The following is a 17,450-nucleotide window of genomic DNA, read 5'->3' as shown; positions in this document are numbered from 1 at the left end:
GCACCGCAAATCATTTGTTTCGCGGGTTGACCGGGGCCGCGCCGTGGAAGAGATGAAACGGCGCCGATTCCTCGGCTCGCTTGCCGCGGCCACGGTTGCCGCTGTGGGCACCGCGCGCCTGATCGTCGACCCGCAACCGCGAACGTTTGCGCAGGTGCCGCTCGATGCCGCCCCGACATCTGGCCCGGTCGCCCCGTCGCCGGTCGGTTTGTTGCCGCCCCCGCCCCTGAGTGCTCGGATCCCGCTGCCGGGTGGTGGGGCACTGACGACGATTCCCGGAGACGGCGACCTGCTCGCGCTGACCCTCGATGACGGGGTCAACAGCGACGTCGTGCGGGCCTACACGCAGCTCGCCAAGGACACCGGCGCGCGAATGACATTTTTCGTCAACGGGATCTATAACTCGTGGACCGACAATCTGGATCTGTTGCGCCCGCTGGTGGAGTCCGGGCAGATTCAGCTCGGCAACCACACCTGGTCACACCCGGACTTGACGTCGCTGACGCAGAGCAAGGTCGAAGAAGAGCTCAAGCGCAACGACGAGTTTCTGAAGAAGACCTATGGCGTCGGCGCCAAACCGTATTACCGGCCGCCCTATGGCAAGCACAACGGCGCTGTCGACGCAGTGGCCAACGAACTCGGCTACACCGTGCCGACCTTGTGGTCGGGTTCGTTGTCGGATTCCACGCTGATCACCGAGGAATACATCCTCAAGATGATCGACGAGTATTTCGTCCCGCAGGCCATCGTGATCGGCCACCTGAATCACCTGCCCGTCACCCATGTGTATCCGCAACTCATCGACACCATCCGCGACCGGAACCTGCGTACCGTCACGCTCAACGATGTGTTCCTGAGAACGCCTTAACGACAACACGATTGGCTGCAGACATGCCTGATCCGCAGCGGCTGGGCGGGCTCGGCTGGACGCGCCGCACCGGTGGCCGGCTCTCGCCGGCGCAGCGGCGCCGGCTGCTGCTCGCCACCGCGGTGGGGCAATGGACGAACGCGGTGGGACGGGTCAAGCTCGCATTGGGCCGGATTCCGGAGGCGGCCGCGCGCGTCGACCTGGATACCTTCCGAGTACCGGATTCGAGGTTCGCCCGGGAGGCCGAAGCGGCGGGTGCGGAATTGCCGCCGACCTTGCTCGGGCACTCCTACCGCACCTGGCTGTTCGGGCAGGCACTCGCGGCCGTCGACGGGTGCGAACTCGACGACGAGCTGTTCTACTGCGGGGCGCTGCTGCACGACTATGGCATCGTAAACCCTACTCCGGAACGCGATTTCACGCTGGGCAGCGCCGAGCGGATGTTCGCCTGCGCGCAGGCCGCGGCCGTGAATACCCAACGCGCGGACCTGCTCGCCGACGGTATCTGCGTACATGCGACACCGGGTATCACGGTCGAGGATGACGGCGCGACGGGGTGCTATCTGCAGTGGGGAGCGATGGTCGACGGTGCTGGACTGCGCATCTGGGACATCGCTTCCGACAACGTCGCCGAGGTGCTGCGGCGTTATCCGCGAGGCGATTTCAAGCGTGACCTGGTGGGCATGATCCGTGCGGAGGCGGCAGCGGTACCAGCGGGGCGCATGGGCCTGCTGGTTCGATGCGGATTACCGTTGGCCGTGCGGCTGGCGCCGTTCGACTCCTAAGCTCGCCGGGCTGCCGATCGAGCCAACCAACCATCGAGGGTTTGGTGAAAGTGCCCGATGGCGCTCTCGTGCCTCCCGAACTCGACGAACGGGTTTGCGCCCGTGTGCAATCCACGTTGCACGCCCTCCGACATGTCGTTGTCCTCGACGCCGCCCCGGGCCAGGAGGGTGTTCGCGGGGTTGGTCGCGGGATCGAGTCGTTGGGCGGCTTCTGGTTTGGCCATGGTGTAGATGGTCACCCTGGTGCGATCGATGTCCATCGGATCGATGACGACCATCAGCACCAGATCCGGGAAGGTTGCCAGCATGACGTTGGGAAACAGGTGATAGACATAGGTCACCCGCGCGTCGGTTGTCCAGGTGGCCTCGGAGCGCTCCCGTAGCCGTTCAATATTGCGGTACGGGAAGGTGATTCGGCTGTTCGGGCCGAACGATTCGACGACGTTGAGGTCGTCGTATTGCAGCGGGAAGAAGGTCTCGCTGTGCGTCGAGCGGATGTGATAGCCCTCTAGGAACTGCTCGACGAGCACCTTCCAGTTCATCGCTCGTACCGTCGACTGGGTATAGACAAGGCGCGGAGCCGCCAGGAGCTTGTCCCGCCACGCGGTCCCATCGGACAACGCGACCATCGCCTCGTCCGCCGGCACGTCCGGGTGACCCGCGTCCAGGGAACCGATGACGATGAGTCCGTCGACCTCCCGGCTGACGACCTCGACCAGGCCCCTGGTGGACGTGTCGAGATCGGGAAAAGCGTCGGCATGGGGCACGTGCGAAAGGGAGCCGTCCAGGCGATACGTCCACCCGTGGTAGCGGCACACCAACGCGTGCGCACACCCGGCCCCCTCGACGAGGGCAAAACCCCGATGCCGGCACGCGTTTCGGAACACTCGTGCCCGTCGATCACGCCCACGCACAGCGAACAACGGGACCCCGAAGGCCGTTCGTTCGACATGGTCGCCCGGATTCGGGATCGCCGCCGCCGGAACGAGAGCGCTCGGCATCGCCCGCAGCAGCCCGAACTCCTCGGCGAATCGGATTGGGTTCAGATAATTTTCGACCGGCTCACGCCAGCCCTCACCCTCGTCGGTGGTACCGGCGTCGATATGGGCGAGGACGCGCCGAACGATTTCGACATCGTCGGCGAGCACCGACTTCGTCGGTGAACTCATGCGTGCAAGTATCACACTTTGATCGTCACGCGTCAATGATTTAGTGATAACGTTGGCGTCCGTGGCGGCCGCACTCCAATCCCGGGTGAGCGATCTGATCGGCAACCGTCCGCTCAGCGCACGTTCGGTGCTCGCTACGGCCCTGCTGGGCGCCGACCAACCCCACCTTGCGGTAGCGGAATTGGTGGCGGTGGCCTCCCTGTTCGGGATCAGCGCCGGCGCCGCCCGCACCTGCCTGTGGCGAATGGTCACCGACGGCGAACTCACCGCCGATGGTGGCAGCTACGCGCTCGCCGGGCGCTTGCTGGACCGCCGCCAACGCGTCGATGAGGCATCCCGGATCGATGACACGACGGTCTCCGGCTGGGACGGAACATGGGAACTCGCGATCGTCTCACTGGATCGTCGTTCGGCGGCCGATCGCCTCGACCTCAGGAAGGCCGCGGCGCAGCTGCACCTCGCGGAGTTGCGAGAAGGTGTCTGGATACGTCCGGAAAACCTTGATCCGCAGCGACTTCCAGCCTCGCGACTGGTACTGGATCGGCAATGCACGCACTTTCACGATGCACAAACCGGCATCGCCCCCGACAAGGTGCGAGCGCTGTTTGCCCTTGACGACTGGACAGACGATGCGGAGGTGTTCATCGAGGCGATGGAGGTCGCGCTCAAGGTGCGCGACGATTCGACCGAAAGCTTCACCTACGAGTTCGCCCTGTCGATCGCCGTGGTCCGGCATCTTCAGCTCGACCCGCTGCTGCCCCTGGCCCTCCTGCCAAGGCAGTGGCCGGGACACGCGTTACGCGGCACCTACCGCCGGTTCGACGACGCGTTCAAACGGCGGATGAACGCTGCTTTCCGCCGGGCCGCCGCTACGGCCGGTGGCTGATCAGCTGCTCCCCTCCGGCACCGCCTCGGCGTGGGCCTTGATCGTGTTCAGCGTGGCGCGCATGATCTGCGCGACGAAGGGCCGGATCAGCCACCAGTAGCGCAGGAAGTGCCGCCGTGCAGCGGGATCTGTTGTGACAGTTCGGCATTGGTAGCTGAGCAGCGTGTGGCTTTCACCGTAGCGCGCCACCGAGAAGTTGGCGGCTATCTTTCCCCAGCCGGGTTCGGCGAAGCCGGTGAAATCCGCCGGCGCCACGTCGCGCCATTCGATCACCGGTTGCCAGAACTTTCCCACCGCACCGAAGGCGAATTCGCGGTTCGGTCGATCGCCCAGCACCAACCAGCCCGGCAGGGTGTTCTCGGCGATCACCACGCGTGGCGGCGCAGGAGCGGACCGACCCGACAGCCGAGCCGGCAGGTTCCGAATCCACATGCACGCCACCAGCAGTGGCGTGCGCACGGTCAACAGGTCTAGACCCTTCGCGGCCCGATAGGTGCTCGGCACGTCAGCGGCCACGACCACATGCTCGGCGAGCATCGCGTCGAACGTCGGAACCGCCGCGTCGATCAGCATCCGTTCGGTGCCGATGGTTGACATGGTGCGATTGTCGTTGCGGCCGCGGCCCGATGCCTAGGGTCACTCGTCCCTTTTCGCGAGGGCCCCCGGGCACCTGCCGTTATTGCGAGCCGGATTCCGCCGACAACAGCTTCACCAACGTCTCGCGAAATTCGCCCAGTCGCTGCTCACCCAGCACCTGCTGCCATGTCTTCTCCAATTCGAGTGCGTTGGAACGCATTACCCGCAGCGCCTGCCGGCCCCGTGGTGTCAGCTCGATGATTCTGGCGCGCGCGTCGAGGGGGTCCGGCCCGCGGCTGACGTATCCGTGTCGCTCCAGGGCCGCCACCGCCTGGGCCACCGCCTGCCGGCTCACCCTGAGCCGGTCGGCCAACGCCGACGCATGCAGTCCGCCAACCGCCAGGGGCACCAATGCCACCGCTTGCGCGGGGCGGATCCCGTCCAGCCCGGCCGCGGCGAACGCCGCCCGCAAGCGGGGCGCCCCGGACGCCGCAACCAGATTCACCAGCGCCGGCACGGTGGGCTGCCACTCGGCGTCCGCAACACGTCGCATGACAAGAGTGTGCCATTCCCGGCCAGATTGACAAGTTACTTGTCAAAGATGCTCGCGGGTGCCACGATGGCATCATGCGATCCCGCTGCATCCAGACGCTGAGCATGTGCGTTGTCGCAACGCTGGTCGTCGCGCTCGGCGGCTGCGTGGGCGGTGGACATGCGTTGGGAACACCGGGTTCTGCGTCGATCCCGGTCGGGCAATCCACCCAGAGCATCGAGTCGGGAGGGGTGAGCAGGACCTTTCACCTGTACCGACCGCAAGGCCTGACCGATGCCGTCCCGCTGGTGGTGATGCTGCACGGCGGCTTCGGCAGCGGTGCGCAGGCCGAACGTTCCTATCATTGGGACGGCGCTGCCGACGGCGGTCATTTCCTGGTCGCCTATCCCGACGGCCTCAACCGCGCCTGGAACGCCGGCACCTGCTGCGGTGAACCGCAGCGCGACAACGTCGACGACGTCGGATTCCTCACCTCGATGGTCGCCGCGATCGAACAACAGATCCCGATCGATCGGGCGCGCGTCTACGTCACCGGCATGTCGAACGGGGCGATGATGGCGCTGCGGCTGGGCTGCCAGACCGACACCTTCGCCGCGATCGCACCCGTCGCGGGAACCCTGCTGACAGGCTGCGCCGGGGCGCGACCGACGTCGGTGCTGCAAATCCACGGCACGGCCGACGACCGGGTCCCCTACAACGGCGGCCCCGGTAAAGCGTTCGGCGGCAACGGGAATCCGCGCGTGGACGGCCCGTCGGCGGAGGCGGTCAACGCCACCTGGCGCTCCATCGACGGATGCGGTTCACCGGCGTCGACAACGGCCGGGGACGTGACCACCCAGACGGCCGGGTGCGCGGACGGGCGCACCGTGGAGTTGATCTCGGTGGCCGGGGCGGGACATCAATGGCCCGGCGGCGAATCGAGTCCAGGTGCGCAGCGCCTCGGCATTCCGGCGCCGTCGACCGCGCTCGACGCCACGGCGACGATCTGGCAATTCTTCGCCCAGAGCCGCCGCTAGCGCGTGGGGTCGTGCAGCATCCCGTCGATCAACCGATGCAGCACCTGGCGGGTCTCGCGGCGGGCGCGCTTTTGGTCGTCGGAGGTGGCGATCGCCATCGCCGCCTCGTCGAGCGCACCGATCAGCACGTGCGCCAACGGCCGGGTCGGCTGACGCGCCAACTGGCCGGCCTTGATCGCCTCGGCCAGCAGCTGTTCGGTCATCCCCAAGCTGTACCGCTGTGCGACGTCACGGAACCCCGCCCAGCCCAGCACGCTGGGCGCGTCGAGCAGGATCAGCTGACGGACTTCGGGATCGCTGGAGACCTCGAGCCACGCGTCGACGGCGGCGCGGATCGCGTCGGCCGGAGTCGTTGCGCCCGAACTACCGACGATGGTGGCCATCCGGCCCATCACGTCCTGTTCCACCACCTCGACAACTTCGGCGAATAGCGCTGCCTTGTCGGCGAATTGGTGATACATCGCCCCGCGGGTCACACCGGCGGTCGCGGCGATCTCGGGCGTGCCCACCTCGGTATAGCCCCGCTCGCCCCACAGCCGGCGGGCAGCCGAGATCAGCGCGTCGCGGGTCGCCGCGGAGCGCTCCTCCTGAGTCCGTCTCTTGCTTTCCATACAACCTGTTGGTAACTTACGAACAGACAGCCTGTTTGTAAATGCCCATCCCTGAGTAGGAGTTATCCATGTCGACGATCGACATTAGTGCCGGGACCATCCATTACGACGCAACCGGACCCGAAAACGGCAGGCCAGTCGTCTTCGTGCACGGCTACATGATGGGCAGAGAGCTCTGGCGCCGGGTCAGCGAAAAGCTCGCCGGGCGCGGGCTGCGGTGCATCGCTCCCACCTGGCCGCTGGGCGCGCACCCGCAGCCGCTGCGCCCCGGGGCCGACCGGACCATCCACGGCGTGGCCCGCATCGTCGCCGACGTGCTGGCCGCGCTCGACCTCGAGGACGTGGTGCTGGTCGGCAACGACACCGGTGGAGTGGTCACCCAGCTCGTCGCGGTGCACTACCCGGAGCGCCTGGGTGCGCTGGTGCTGACGAGTTGCGATGCGTTCGAACACTTTTCCGCCGCCGATACTCAAGCCGGTGATTCTTGCGGCCAAGTCGAAAGCGACGTTTAAGGCCGTCGCCCAGGCGATGCGGGTGCCGGCCGCGCGCAAGCGCGCGTTCGACGGGCTGGCGCATAGCAATATCGACGATCTCACCGAGCTCTGGGTGCGCCCGGGGCTGTCCGATCCCGCCATCGCCGAGGACCTGCGCCAGTTTTCGCTCTCGCTGCGCACCGAGGTGACCACGGGCGTCGCGGCCCGGCTACCCGAATTCGACAAGCCCACGCTCATCGCATGGTCGGGCGACGACGCGTTCTTCGAACTCGCGGACGGCGAAAAGCTGGCCGCCACTATCCCGAACGCCCGTCTCGAGGTCATCGACGGAGCGCGGACGTTCTCGATGGTGGACCAACCCGACCGGCTCGCCGATCTGTTGTCGACGATCGCGGTGCGCGCCTAGCGCACTGCCGCGCGAGGTGGTGTAGGAGCGGCTGCGCCGGCCGTATAGCGTTTCGCCCATGTCAGACGTGACGCAGCCGCTCGACGGCCGACGGATCCTGGTGACGGGCGGAGCCACCGGGATCGGCGCGGCCGCCGTCGCAGTTCTCACCGCCGCGGGGGCCGACGTCGCCGCGACGTATCACCGGACACCGCCACCGGACGGTCTCGCCGCCGATTGGCTGCAGTGCGACGTACGGGACGCCGATGCCGTCACCGCGATGGTCCAACAGGCCGCCCGGCAGCTGGGCGGGCTCGATGTACTGGTCAATGCCGCGGGGCTATGGCAAGCCGGCATACCGGGCTATGTCGGCGCCGAGGACATTTCGTTTCTGTTGGACACCAACGTCAAGGCGACGATCCTGACCAATCAGGCGGCGTATGCCGTGATGAAGGAGCAGGATCCCAAGGGCGGCCGGATCATCAACTTCGGCTCCTCCGAAGCCATTATGGGCAGCCCGATTTCGGCGGTCTACGCCGCGACCAAGGGGGCCGTGCAGGCGTGGACGCGATCGGCCGCCAGGGCCTGGGCTTCCGACAACATCACCGTCAACTCGCTGGCCCCCGCGGTACAGACGCCGGGCGCCGACCGGCTGCGTGATTTCCTCGGGCCCCAGGCCGCCTCGCTGATCGACCAGCAGATGCAGATGATGATCCCGCTCGGTGGAACGTTGGGAGATCCGGCGCGCGACCTCGGCCCGATGCTGGTATTCCTGTCGGGCCCGGGGGCCGGCTTCATCACCGGGCAGCTGCTGGCCGTGGATGGCGGCCTGATGATGGTGGGCGGGTAGGACGGCCGCCGCGCCGTTTTCGACGAGATCGACGTTGGCGCGCTCTTTACTCACATTTTTCCACGCTGATGTCGATCTCGACGGTTTTGGCCACCCGCGACCCGCTAAGATAAGACGGACCGTCTCGTCTCGTAAGGGGTGAAGGTGAATCTCGATGGCTGACGACACCATGCAGGCGTTCCTGCGCCGGCGCCTGTCGGATCCGAACGTCGCCGTGAAACACCATGATCTGCAATGGAGTTGGAGCGAGCACCTGAAGCAGGCCACCGCACGGGCCGCGGCCCTGATCGACGCGGCCGATCCCCGACACCCGCTGCACGTCGGCACGCTGCTGGGCAACACCCCGGAGATGCTCAACCAGATGGCGGCGGCCGGTCTGGGCGGCTACGTGCTGTGCGGCCTGAGCAACACCCGGCGCGGTGAGGCCCTGGCCGCCGACATCCGGCGGGCCGACTGCCAGTTCGTGGTGACCGACGCCGAACACCGGCCGCTATTGGACGGCCTGGATCTCCGGGGCGCCCAGATCCTGGACACCTCGACGCCGCACTGGGCCGAATTCATCGGTGCTGCCGGCGAACTGGTCCCGCATCGGGAAGTCAGCGCGACGGACGCGTTCATGATGATCTTCACCTCCGGCACGAGCGGAAATCCCAAGGCAGTTCAGGTCTCTCACCTGATGGCGATGTTCGCGGGCACCAACCTGGTCCAACGCTTCGCCCTCACCGAACAGGACACCTGCTACGTGTCCATGCCGCTGTTTCACTCCAACGCGGTCGTCGCGGGATGGGCGCCGGCGGTATGTTGCGGCGCCGCGATCGTGCCGGCAAAATTCTCGGCGAGCAACTTCCTCGACGACGTCCGCCGCCACGGCGCGACCTACATGAACTACGTCGGCAAGCCGCTGGCTTACATTCTGGCCACGCCCGAACGTGATGACGACGCGGACAACCCGCTGCGAGTGGCGTTCGGGAATGAGGCCAACGACAAGGACATCGAGGAATTCGGCCGCCGGTTCGGGGTCCGGGTCGAGGACGGCTTCGGCTCGACGGAGAACGCGGTCATCGTGATCCGCGAGGAAGGCACGCCGAAGGGCTCGATCGGCAAGGGCATCGACGGGATCGCCATCTACCACAGCGATACCGTCTCCGAGTGCGCGGTCGCGCGCTTCGACGCGACCGGAGCGCTCGCCAATGCCGACGAGGCGGTGGGCGAGCTCGTCAATACCAAGGGATCGGGTTTCTTCACCGGCTACTACAACGATCCCGCCGCCAACGCCGAACGCATGCGCCACGGCATGTACTGGTCGGGGGACCTCGCCTACCGCGACGCCGACGGGTGGATCTACCTCGCCGGCCGCACCGCCGACTGGATGCGGGTGGATGGCGAGAACATGGCTGCCGCCCCGATCGAGCGAATTCTGCTGCGCCACAATGCGATCAACCGTGTGGCGGTGTACGCCGTCCCGGATGGCCGTGTCGGTGACCAGGTGATGGCCGCGGTCGTGCTGAATGACGGCCAAACCCTGGACCCCGAGGAGTTCGAGGCCTTCCTCGACGCGCAGCCCGACCTGTCCCCCAAGGCGCGCCCCCGCTACGTGCGGATCGCCGCCGAGCTGCCCAGCACCGCCACCCACAAGGTGCTCAAGCGTGAGCTGATCAGGCAGGCAACGGCGATCGGTGACGGCGAAATCCTGTGGGAACGCGAACCACGCGGCACGGCTTACCGGAACGCGGCTAGTTCCTCGGTGCCCGACGGCGGATCTGTCCCTTCGCCCGTGGCACCCGCTTGACGGGGTCTCTGTCTGTGCCGCAGGCGATCTCGTCGCGCAGTTGCGCGATGTTGGAGATCTCCGCATACAACCCGCGAATCGCGTAGTCCAGCACGGCGAACGAGAAGCGCTGATCCGGATCGTCGGTGATGCCCAGTTCGCGGGAGCGCTGCCGCGACCACAGTGCCTCGTCGAGGCGGGCCCGGGTGGCCTCGAGATGCCGATCCAGCGTGTCGACGACACGTTCGGGGTCCTCGCCCCGCGCGAGCCAGGTGCGCAGGATGACGGGGTGCTTGATGACGACCTGCTCGTCGCCCGGAAAGTGCTGGACCCAACGGCGCAGGGCGCCGAGCCCGGCGTCGGTGGTCTCGTACAAGGTGATCGCACGCTTGCCGGATCGAGCCGCGATCTCGCTGACCATCCCCCACTCCAGCAGCCGATTCAGTTCGCGCCGCACGTGACTGACCGACGGCGACCAGTAGAAGTGGCCCACCGTGAGCTCGGCGCGCATCTTGATCTCGCCGGCGGTCAGTTGTTCGTCGTTGGCTGCCAGCACACCCAGCACCAGGTAGGCCGTCACCGGTAGGCCATTGGTACTGCGCCGGGGACTCACGATCGGCTACTTCTGTCTGGTGAAGTAGGGCAGCGTCAGATCCGGGCCGACGACACGGAAATCCACCTGTACGCGCATTCCGATCGCCAGTTCCTCGGGTGGTACACCGACGATGTTGGTGAGCATCTGATAGCCCTCGTCGAGCGTGATGATCGCCGGCGCGTAGGGGGGTTCGAACTCCGGTGTGACCGGGCGATAAACCACCGTCCAGCTGTAGATCTCGCCGGTCCCGGCGCTGTTCTCCCACTGCAACGCGGCCGACAGGCATTGGCGGCAGTGCTCGGTCGGTGGGAAGTTGGCCACGCCGCACGTCTCGCAGCGCTGATAGCGCAACTCCCGGGCTTGACACCCCTGCCAGAACGGCACGCTGAGGTGACTACTGGGGTGCGGCAGCGGACCGGTCTGCGGCTGCAACGCGGTCATCGCGGCTCGTCTCCGACGATCAGCACCGTGGTGAACAGGGCGCCCGCTCCCCCGTTGCTGCAGAACGCGATATGTGCGTCGGGCACCTGGAGTGCGCCGGCCTCACCGCGCAGCTGCTGCACGGCGCGGATGGCGCGTTGCATCATCTGCGGATTGGCACCGGCATGGCTGAAGGACATGGTTCCTCCATCGGTGGTGATCGGGTGACTGCCGCCAATGGCGATGTGGCCGTCGGCGACGAAGGGTCCGCCTTCGCCGTCGCCGCAGAAGCCGAAAGCTTCGAGCTGACGGATGATTTCGAACGAGAACGGGTCGTAGAGTTCCAGCACGTCGACGTCGTCGGGGCGGAGTCCGGCGTGGCGGAACGCCCCTTGGGCCGCGCGTCTCCCGACGACGCCGTTCACGTGATCGCCGCGGCGGCCCGCCAGGCCCCATGCCGGTGGGTGCTGATACGACGGGCCGTGAAAGTCCGCGCCGCTGCCCAGCACGTAGATCGGCCGGCTGGCCGGCTCGCCTTTGTCCAAGACCTTGTCGATGTTCGCCACGACCAGTGCGCAGCCGCCTTCGGAGGTGGTGGCGCAGTCCAGCAGGTGAAACGGGTCGGCGATCGGCCGGGATGCGGTGATGTCGTCCGGGGTGAACGGACCACGTTGGTAGTAAACGGCTTCGGGGTTCTGCGATCCGTTGTTGCGGATGGTCGCCGCCACGATCGACAGCTGTTCGCGCGTGGTGCCGTAGACGTGCATGTGCCGCCGGGCGATCAGCGCGAACTCGGCGGTGGTGAACATGCCCCATGGCGCGACGAATTCGTTCTCCGGCCTGGTCCAGGGCGCCGTGGCTTCGTGGTCGCGGTATTCGCCGGCCTGGGCGGCGACCAGGACAACGACGTCGGCCATGCCGTGCTCGATCGCGGTGACCGCCTCGGTGATCATGCCGACCCCGAAGGCCAGGCCCTGCCAGGCCGGACCGATCCGCAGATCGTAGATCAACGAGGTCGAGTGCGGGCTGGCGCTGATGCCGTCGACGTCGTCGAGGGTCAGCCCGGCATCGTCGAGGGCACCCAGAATGGCCTTGATCGCCAGCCCGCGCGATGTTTCGCCGTCCAGGCGACGACCTTGCCGGGTGTTATGTACCCCGACGATCGCGGCGGTGCGTTTCGTCGCGCTCACCCGTGCGGCTCTTCAGTTTTCATCTGCTACTACCCCTAGATAGGTGCCGAGTACGTCATAGTCCTTTCCGTCGCGAACGACGGTGCCGATCATCCTGGTGCGCGGATCGGCGGCCAGGGTTCCGGAGGTGACGACGTCGATTCGCACGTCCACCGGTCGCGCGGTTTGCGGGTCGGTGATCTCGACGACCAGTGCCACCGCACGCTCCTGCTCGACCCACTCGACGCTGGTGATCCGGTGCCGCGCAGTCAGTTCCATCACGACGGAGGCCTGCCGCACCAGGAAGCGCACCGGCGCGCAGAGCTCCCCGGCCCGCGGCGGCACGCACAGCGTGACGGCCATGTCACAGGCCCGCCGGCCGCGCACTGATTGCGCCCGCCGCGCGCAATCGCGCCAAATCTTCGTCGCCGTACCCCAGCACACCGGTGAGCACCTCGCTGGTGTGTTGTCCGTACAGCGGTGACCCACGGCGAATCCAGCGCCTGGGCTTTCCGACGAACGCGAAAGGCATTCCGACACAACGGAACGACCCGGCGACGGGATGATCGACGGTTTCCCAGAAGCCGCGGGCCTGCAGTTGCGGGTCGGTCAGCAGCGCGGCCGCCTCCGTGACTCGTGCCGCGGGCACCTGCGCGGCACTCAGCGTGCCCACCGCCTCACCCACCGACCGCCGCGCGGTCCAATCCGAAAGCAGCTTGTCGATCTCGTCGGCTCGCTCCCGCCACCCAACCTCATCGGCACCGAGTTCGGGCCTGTCGATGAGCCCGGCCAGCGCGGCCCGCGCGGCATCGGTGGTCGCGGCCAGCGCGACCCATTCGTCGTCGCCCTGACACCGGTACACGCCCTGCGGGCTCGCGCCGGGCCCCCGGTTTCCCTCCCGGCGCATCTGGATCCCGTTGCGCGAGTACTCAAGCAGCATTTCGGCGGCGACGTTGAGCGCCGACTCCACCATCGTGGACTCGACGTGCATGCCGATCCCGTCCCGGTCGCGAATCACCAGCGCCGCGACGGCCGCAAAGGCGGCATGCAACCCCGCTATCGGATCGCACACGCCGCGCGGAATCACCGGTGGCCCATCGGCATGCCCGGTCATCCACGCCATGCCGGTGGCCTGCTCCATCGTCTGCGCGAACCCGACGCGGTCGCGCCACGGGCCGTCCAGGCCGAACGCCGGCATCCGGACCATGACGGCGCGCGGATTCACGGCGCTGACTGCGTCCCATTGCAGGCCGAAGTTTTCCATCACCCTCGGCGAGAAGTTCTCGATGACCAGATCGCTCGCGGCGATGAGTTTCAACGCCAGCTCCCGGCCGGCTTCGATACTGAGTTCGACACTGATGCCGCGCTTGTTGTTGTTGCTGCACAAAAAGACCGGGCCCCACTCCCACCACTGGTCCCAGTCGGGTGGCCGGCCCGCGGAGAACCGCATACCGTCAGGCCGGCGCACGCCCTCGAGCTTGATCACGTCAGCGCCCAGTGTTCCGAGGAATTGGGTGGCCACCGGTCCGGCCCAAAACGCGGTGAAATCGGTGATCCGGATGTCGGACAGTGGAAGTGCCTCAGGATCAGCGAGTTTCGGCCGGGCTGGCCGCGGCGGCCAGTGCACGCGCCCGTTGTCGGCGCCCAGCAGTGGCGGCAGCCCGGGCGGCCGCGTCGTGATCGCGTCGCTGCGGTACGGCACCCGCGGTTGTAGCACCCCGATCTCGGATTCGACGAAGACGCCCCGCTCGACGAAGTGGTCGACCGTCGGCAACGTCGCGGGAGCACCGATGGGTGCCACCGGGATACGGAACGCCACCGCGAGGTCGACGATCTCCTGCGTGGTCCGGGTCTGTGTCCACTGGGTGACCATGTCGAGGAATTCGTCGCGACGCTCGACTCGACCGACGAACGATGCCAGCTCGGCATCGTCGACCAGGTCCGCACGGTCGATCATGATCAGAAAGTCCTGGAACTGCTGTGCGGTGATCGTGCAGAAGCCGACATTGCCGTCGGCCGTGGGGACGATCGACGGCAACTCCAGACTGCGTTGGTGCAGAAGGGAATCCGCACCCAGGACGCTGGCCGACATGGCGGACAGCCCACCCATCGCGATCGCCATCGCCTCATACGTCGAGACGTCGATGACTTCGCCGCGCCCACCCCGGGCGGCGTGCCGGGCCGCGGCGGCCGCGACCGGGGCGGCGAACGAGGCGGCCAACCACTCCCCGAGCCGTCCACCCGCCTGCACGGGTTCGTCGCCCGGCCAGCCCCGCCCGGAGATCGACCCGCACAACGCTTGCAGGATGAACTCGTTGGCGGCCAGCTGCTCGTCGACGTAGGGCCCAGTCGTGCCGAACGGCGTCACGGCGACGACCACCGCCGACGGGCCGGTGTGTGCCGTGATGTCGTCGAGCGTCCAGCCGTCGGTCAGGTCGGTGAGCACCACGTCGGCGCCGGCCAGCAACGCCGCGACCTCGCCGGGATCGTTCACCGATTTCTTGCCCGCCGCCAGGTAGCCGAACAACGCCCCGGGCGGGCCGCCGGCTGACCAGCCGCGCATCGAATCACCTTGCGGCGATTCGATCTTCACCACCTCGGCACCGGCATCGGCGAACATCTTCGCGCAGTAGGACACCGCGATCCCGTTAGACGACTCCAGCACACGCCAGTCGGTGAACGGTGCCCGGGCCAGCACGCTCAGTTGCTCAGCGTGGTCTTGCGGCCGGCGATGCCGATCACCTCGGCCGTCACCGGTGTTTGTGCCGACGTCTGTGCCTGCAGGGCGAACTGCGTCATCCGCGTCCACGCGTCGCGGTCACGCTGGCTGGCCTGACGCCCGACGTGGGTGACCACGTCCACATCCGTCGCCTGTGCGCGCAGTTGCCCGGCCCGGGCGTGCTCCTTCGGTATGTATTGGAACGGGTCGAAAGAGTAAGCGGCCATGGCGTTTTCGTGGGTGATCTTGTTGATGACCGCGTCGTCGAGGTGGCCCATGGTCTCGATGATATCCTCGGGCGCGAATGGCCAGTTGCTGTCGGAATGCGGGAAGTCGGACTCCCAGCACAGCATGTCCTCGTTGAACCAATCCATGTTGCGCACACCGACTTTGTCGCTGATGAAGCAGGTGTAAAAGTGCCGCTTGAACACGTCGCTGGGCCCGTCGTAGCCGGGCGGAAATGTCGCCAGCGTCCAGCCGGAGTGACGGTTGAAGACATGCTCGGCGCGCCAGAGGAAGTACGGGATCCAGCCGACGTCGCCCTCGGTGAGCGAGAATTTCAGCTGCGGGAAGTCGGCCCAGAACTCGGCCCAGATCAGCTCGGTGAAGGTGAACATGCTCATCATCGACGACGCCGTCATCTGCACACTGGGCGGAGCGTCCGTCGAGACCTGCGGGGAGCGCGACGCGGAGCCGACGTGCGTGCACAACACCGTCTTGTGTTCGCAGACGGCCTCGAACAACGGATACCAGTACTTGGTGTGAATGCTGGGCATTTGCAACGCTTCCGGGTTTTCCGAGAACGTCACCGCGTGACAACCCTTGTCCGCCAGGCGCCTGACCTCCTTGGCCGCCTCGGCCACGTCGAACAGGGGCAGGATTCCGCATGGGATGAACCGGCCCGGGTAGGCGGCGCACCATTCGTCGACGTGCCAATCGTTGTAGGCCTTGATCATCACCAGATTGGTGTCGCGGTCGGGGCCCTGGTTGAGGACCTGGCCGGAGAATCCGGTGAAGTTCGGGAAGTTCAGGCCCGCCAGCTGACCGCCGGCGTTCATGTCGCGGACCCGCTCGTCGACGTTGAAGCAGCCCGGCCGCATCTCGTCGTAGCGCGAGGCGTCGATGTTGTACATCTCGCGGGGCTTGCCCGCGACGGCGTTCAGGCCCATGTTCCGCCCCCGCACCTCGCCGTAGTACCACTGCTGGACGCCGTCGGGCTCCATGACCACTCGCGGCGCGAACTCTTTGTACTTCGCCGGAACATGCGCGTCGAACATGTCGGCCGGCTCGGCTATGTGGTCATCCACGCTGATCAGGATCAGGTCGTCTTTATTCATGCCACACTCCTCGAGTACAGCGACTAGTAGACCATGATCTTGGTCACATGGGCAACGGCGGGCATGGGATAATGCACTGCTGAGCGGTGTCGGGCCGGGTCTTGAGTAGTGACTAATAGTCAATATATGCGCGCCGGGCATCGGGCGCTGGGATTGCCGGATCGTGGTTTGCCGCTCGTCGCCGCATGCCACCATGAGTCATGGCCGGGCCCGAGGTGAGCGCGAACAAGGTGGTGCGGCCCACCAATGCTGACGTGGCGCGATTGGCCAGCGTGTCGACCGCGACGGTCAGCTATGTCCTGAACAATGTTGCGGGCCGCAGAATCTCGGCGCAAACCAGGGAGGCGGTCCACCGCGCCGCCGAGCTGCTGGGCTACCGGCCCAACCTGGCCGCGCGCAACCTCGCCCGGGGCAAGAGCGGTGTGATTCTGTACGTGGTGCCGCATGTGGCGGTGGGCGAGATGCCGATGATCGCCGGCAGCCGAATGACCACCGAGCTGGCCCGCCTGGGTCTGCTGCAGGTGCAGATCTTCGAGACCGACGACGATCAGTACGTCGTCGATGCGATCGAGAACCTCGACCCGGCCGCCGTCACCAGCCTGTTCCCGCTCAGCCCGGCCGCCTCGCGCGCGGTGCGAGCCGCGGGCATACCGAACATCGAGATCGGGACGCTGCCGGCACTCGGAGATCCGCACCTCTCCGTCGGCGAGCTCCGGGTCGAACATCTCGTGTCGCGGGGTCACCGGCAGATTGCGTTCGCCTACACCGGCATTCCCCGCTGGCGAACCCTGGGCGACTACTGGTTCGAGGGCGTCGTGCGCGCGGCAAAGTCGCACGGCCTGCCACGGCTGGCCGTCGCCGAGGTGACCGTCGACAGCGCCGCGGAGGTGGTGACCGGGTGGGTACGCGACGGTGTGACTGCCGTGTGCGCGCAAAGCGATGAGATCGCCTGCCTCGTCTTGCACGGCATTCACGAAGCCGGGCTGCGCTGCCCGCGCGACCTCGCCGTGATGGGCGTCGACGCCAGCCCGATGGGTGTGGTGAGCAGCCCGCCGCTGACCACCGTCCAATTCGCTTCGCGCGCCGTCGCCGACATCGCTCTGGCTGCTCTGCTCGAACGGTTGGGGTACCCGGCACCGCCGTCGAGTGGGCCGACCGAGATCGCCCAGCTGATCGTGCGCTCGTCGACCTAGCCATACCGCGCTGGCATACTCCCGTCTGACCGCGCCGCCGGACAGGAGCAATTTCG

At 66.9% G+C, this 17,450-nt stretch carries 17 protein-coding genes and 1 pseudogene; 8 read left to right on the top strand and 10 right to left on the bottom strand.

All coding sequences use genetic code 11. The features are described from left to right. Positions 1-52 precede the first annotated feature (52 nt). A complete protein-coding gene (locus BN973_RS02945; protein ID WP_036471974.1) occupies positions 53-868 on the top strand; it encodes a polysaccharide deacetylase family protein in 816 nt (271 codons plus the stop codon). 23 nt (positions 869-891) lie between these two features. Continuing rightward, positions 892-1,653: an HD domain-containing protein gene (locus BN973_RS02940; protein ID WP_051641100.1), complete on the top strand. Its 762-nt coding sequence runs from the start codon at positions 892-894 to the stop codon at positions 1,651-1,653. Here BN973_RS02940 and BN973_RS02935 read toward each other — a convergent pair. Continuing rightward, positions 1,650-2,822, bottom strand: a complete 1,173-nt coding sequence (locus tag BN973_RS02935; protein WP_036465786.1) for an aromatic ring-hydroxylating oxygenase subunit alpha — start codon at positions 2,820-2,822, stop codon at positions 1,650-1,652. The genes BN973_RS02940 and BN973_RS02935 overlap by 4 nt on opposite strands. 61 nt (positions 2,823-2,883) lie before the next feature. Here BN973_RS02935 and BN973_RS02930 point away from each other — a divergent pair, with 61 nt between their 5' ends. Then, positions 2,884-3,708 carry a PaaX family transcriptional regulator C-terminal domain-containing protein gene (locus BN973_RS02930; RefSeq protein ID WP_036471972.1) on the top strand — a complete coding sequence of 275 codons (825 nt, stop codon included), beginning with the start codon at positions 2,884-2,886 and terminating at the stop codon, positions 3,706-3,708. Here BN973_RS02930 and BN973_RS02925 read toward each other — a convergent pair whose 3' ends face one another. Beyond that, positions 3,709-4,305 carry a hypothetical protein gene (locus BN973_RS02925; RefSeq protein WP_036465784.1) on the bottom strand — a complete coding sequence of 199 codons (597 nt, stop codon included), beginning with the start codon at positions 4,303-4,305 and terminating at the stop codon, positions 3,709-3,711. Between the two features lie 79 nt (positions 4,306-4,384). Beyond that, entirely contained in the window at positions 4,385-4,837 is a 453-nt protein-coding gene (locus BN973_RS02920) for a MarR family winged helix-turn-helix transcriptional regulator (RefSeq protein WP_036465782.1), read from the bottom strand. Positions 4,838-4,911: 74 nt separating this feature from the next. On the opposite strand from BN973_RS02920, the gene BN973_RS02915 reads away from it, so the two are divergent. Continuing rightward, positions 4,912-5,853, top strand: a complete 942-nt coding sequence (locus BN973_RS02915; protein ID WP_036465781.1) for an extracellular catalytic domain type 1 short-chain-length polyhydroxyalkanoate depolymerase — start codon at positions 4,912-4,914, stop codon at positions 5,851-5,853. Here the strand turns inward: BN973_RS02915 and BN973_RS02910 are convergent. Beyond that, a complete protein-coding gene (locus BN973_RS02910; protein WP_036465780.1) occupies positions 5,850-6,464 on the bottom strand; it encodes a TetR/AcrR family transcriptional regulator in 615 nt (204 codons plus the stop codon). The two genes, BN973_RS02915 and BN973_RS02910, sit on opposite strands and share 4 nt — an antisense overlap. A 68-nt stretch (positions 6,465-6,532) precedes the next feature. Here BN973_RS02910 and BN973_RS02905 point away from each other — a divergent pair. The 3 genes and pseudogenes from BN973_RS02905 (at position 6,533) to fadD1 (ending at position 9,982) form a co-directional block, all read left to right on the top strand. Further along, positions 6,533-7,364, top strand: a pseudogene (locus BN973_RS02905) (alpha/beta fold hydrolase). A 67-nt stretch (positions 7,365-7,431) separates the two neighbouring features. Then, on the top strand, positions 7,432-8,193 hold the full coding sequence (locus BN973_RS02900; RefSeq protein WP_036471971.1) for an SDR family NAD(P)-dependent oxidoreductase: 762 nt from the start codon (positions 7,432-7,434) through the stop codon (positions 8,191-8,193). A gap of 154 nt (positions 8,194-8,347) precedes the next feature. After that, positions 8,348-9,982: a fatty-acid--CoA ligase FadD1 gene (gene fadD1, locus BN973_RS02895; RefSeq protein WP_036465777.1), complete on the top strand. Its 1,635-nt coding sequence runs from the start codon at positions 8,348-8,350 to the stop codon at positions 9,980-9,982. On the opposite strand, the gene BN973_RS02890 is transcribed toward fadD1, so the two are convergent. From BN973_RS02890 to BN973_RS02865, 6 genes are read right to left on the bottom strand one after another with little or no spacing between them, the layout of a single operon-like run. Further along, positions 9,927-10,574 carry a MarR family transcriptional regulator gene (locus tag BN973_RS02890; protein WP_036465776.1) on the bottom strand — a complete coding sequence of 216 codons (648 nt, stop codon included), beginning with the start codon at positions 10,572-10,574 and terminating at the stop codon, positions 9,927-9,929. The two genes, fadD1 and BN973_RS02890, sit on opposite strands and share 56 nt — an antisense overlap. Before the next feature lie 6 nt (positions 10,575-10,580). Continuing rightward, complete coding sequence (locus BN973_RS02885; protein ID WP_036465775.1) at positions 10,581-10,997, bottom strand: Zn-ribbon domain-containing OB-fold protein; 417 nt, start codon at positions 10,995-10,997, stop codon at positions 10,581-10,583. Further along, positions 10,994-12,166, bottom strand: coding sequence for a thiolase family protein (locus BN973_RS02880; RefSeq protein ID WP_036465773.1), 1,173 nt, complete (start codon positions 12,164-12,166; stop codon positions 10,994-10,996). Before BN973_RS02880 ends, BN973_RS02885 begins: the two co-directional genes overlap by 4 nt. A 12-nt stretch (positions 12,167-12,178) precedes the next feature. Further along, positions 12,179-12,508 (bottom strand): hypothetical protein, encoded by a 330-nt coding sequence (locus BN973_RS02875; protein ID WP_036471970.1) that lies wholly within the window; start codon positions 12,506-12,508, stop codon positions 12,179-12,181. A gap of 1 nt (position 12,509) precedes the next feature. After that, the gene (locus BN973_RS02870; RefSeq protein ID WP_036465772.1) at positions 12,510-14,843 is read right to left on the bottom strand and encodes a CaiB/BaiF CoA-transferase family protein; all 2,334 of its coding nucleotides are present in this window, start codon (positions 14,841-14,843) and stop codon (positions 12,510-12,512) included. 2 nt (positions 14,844-14,845) lie between these two features. Continuing rightward, on the bottom strand, positions 14,846-16,201 hold the full coding sequence (locus BN973_RS02865; protein ID WP_036465771.1) for an amidohydrolase family protein: 1,356 nt from the start codon (positions 16,199-16,201) through the stop codon (positions 14,846-14,848). Positions 16,202-16,401: 200 nt separating this feature from the next. On the opposite strand from BN973_RS02865, the gene BN973_RS02860 reads away from it, so the two are divergent. After that, entirely contained in the window at positions 16,402-17,394 is a 993-nt protein-coding gene (locus BN973_RS02860) for a LacI family DNA-binding transcriptional regulator (RefSeq protein WP_036465769.1), read from the top strand. Positions 17,395-17,450 lie beyond the last annotated feature (56 nt).

Source organism: Mycobacterium triplex (assembly GCF_000689255.1).
Taxonomy (GTDB): domain Bacteria; phylum Actinomycetota; class Actinomycetes; order Mycobacteriales; family Mycobacteriaceae; genus Mycobacterium; species Mycobacterium triplex.
Note: the sequence above shows the minus strand (reverse complement) of the source record. Positions and strands in the feature narration are given on the sequence as shown.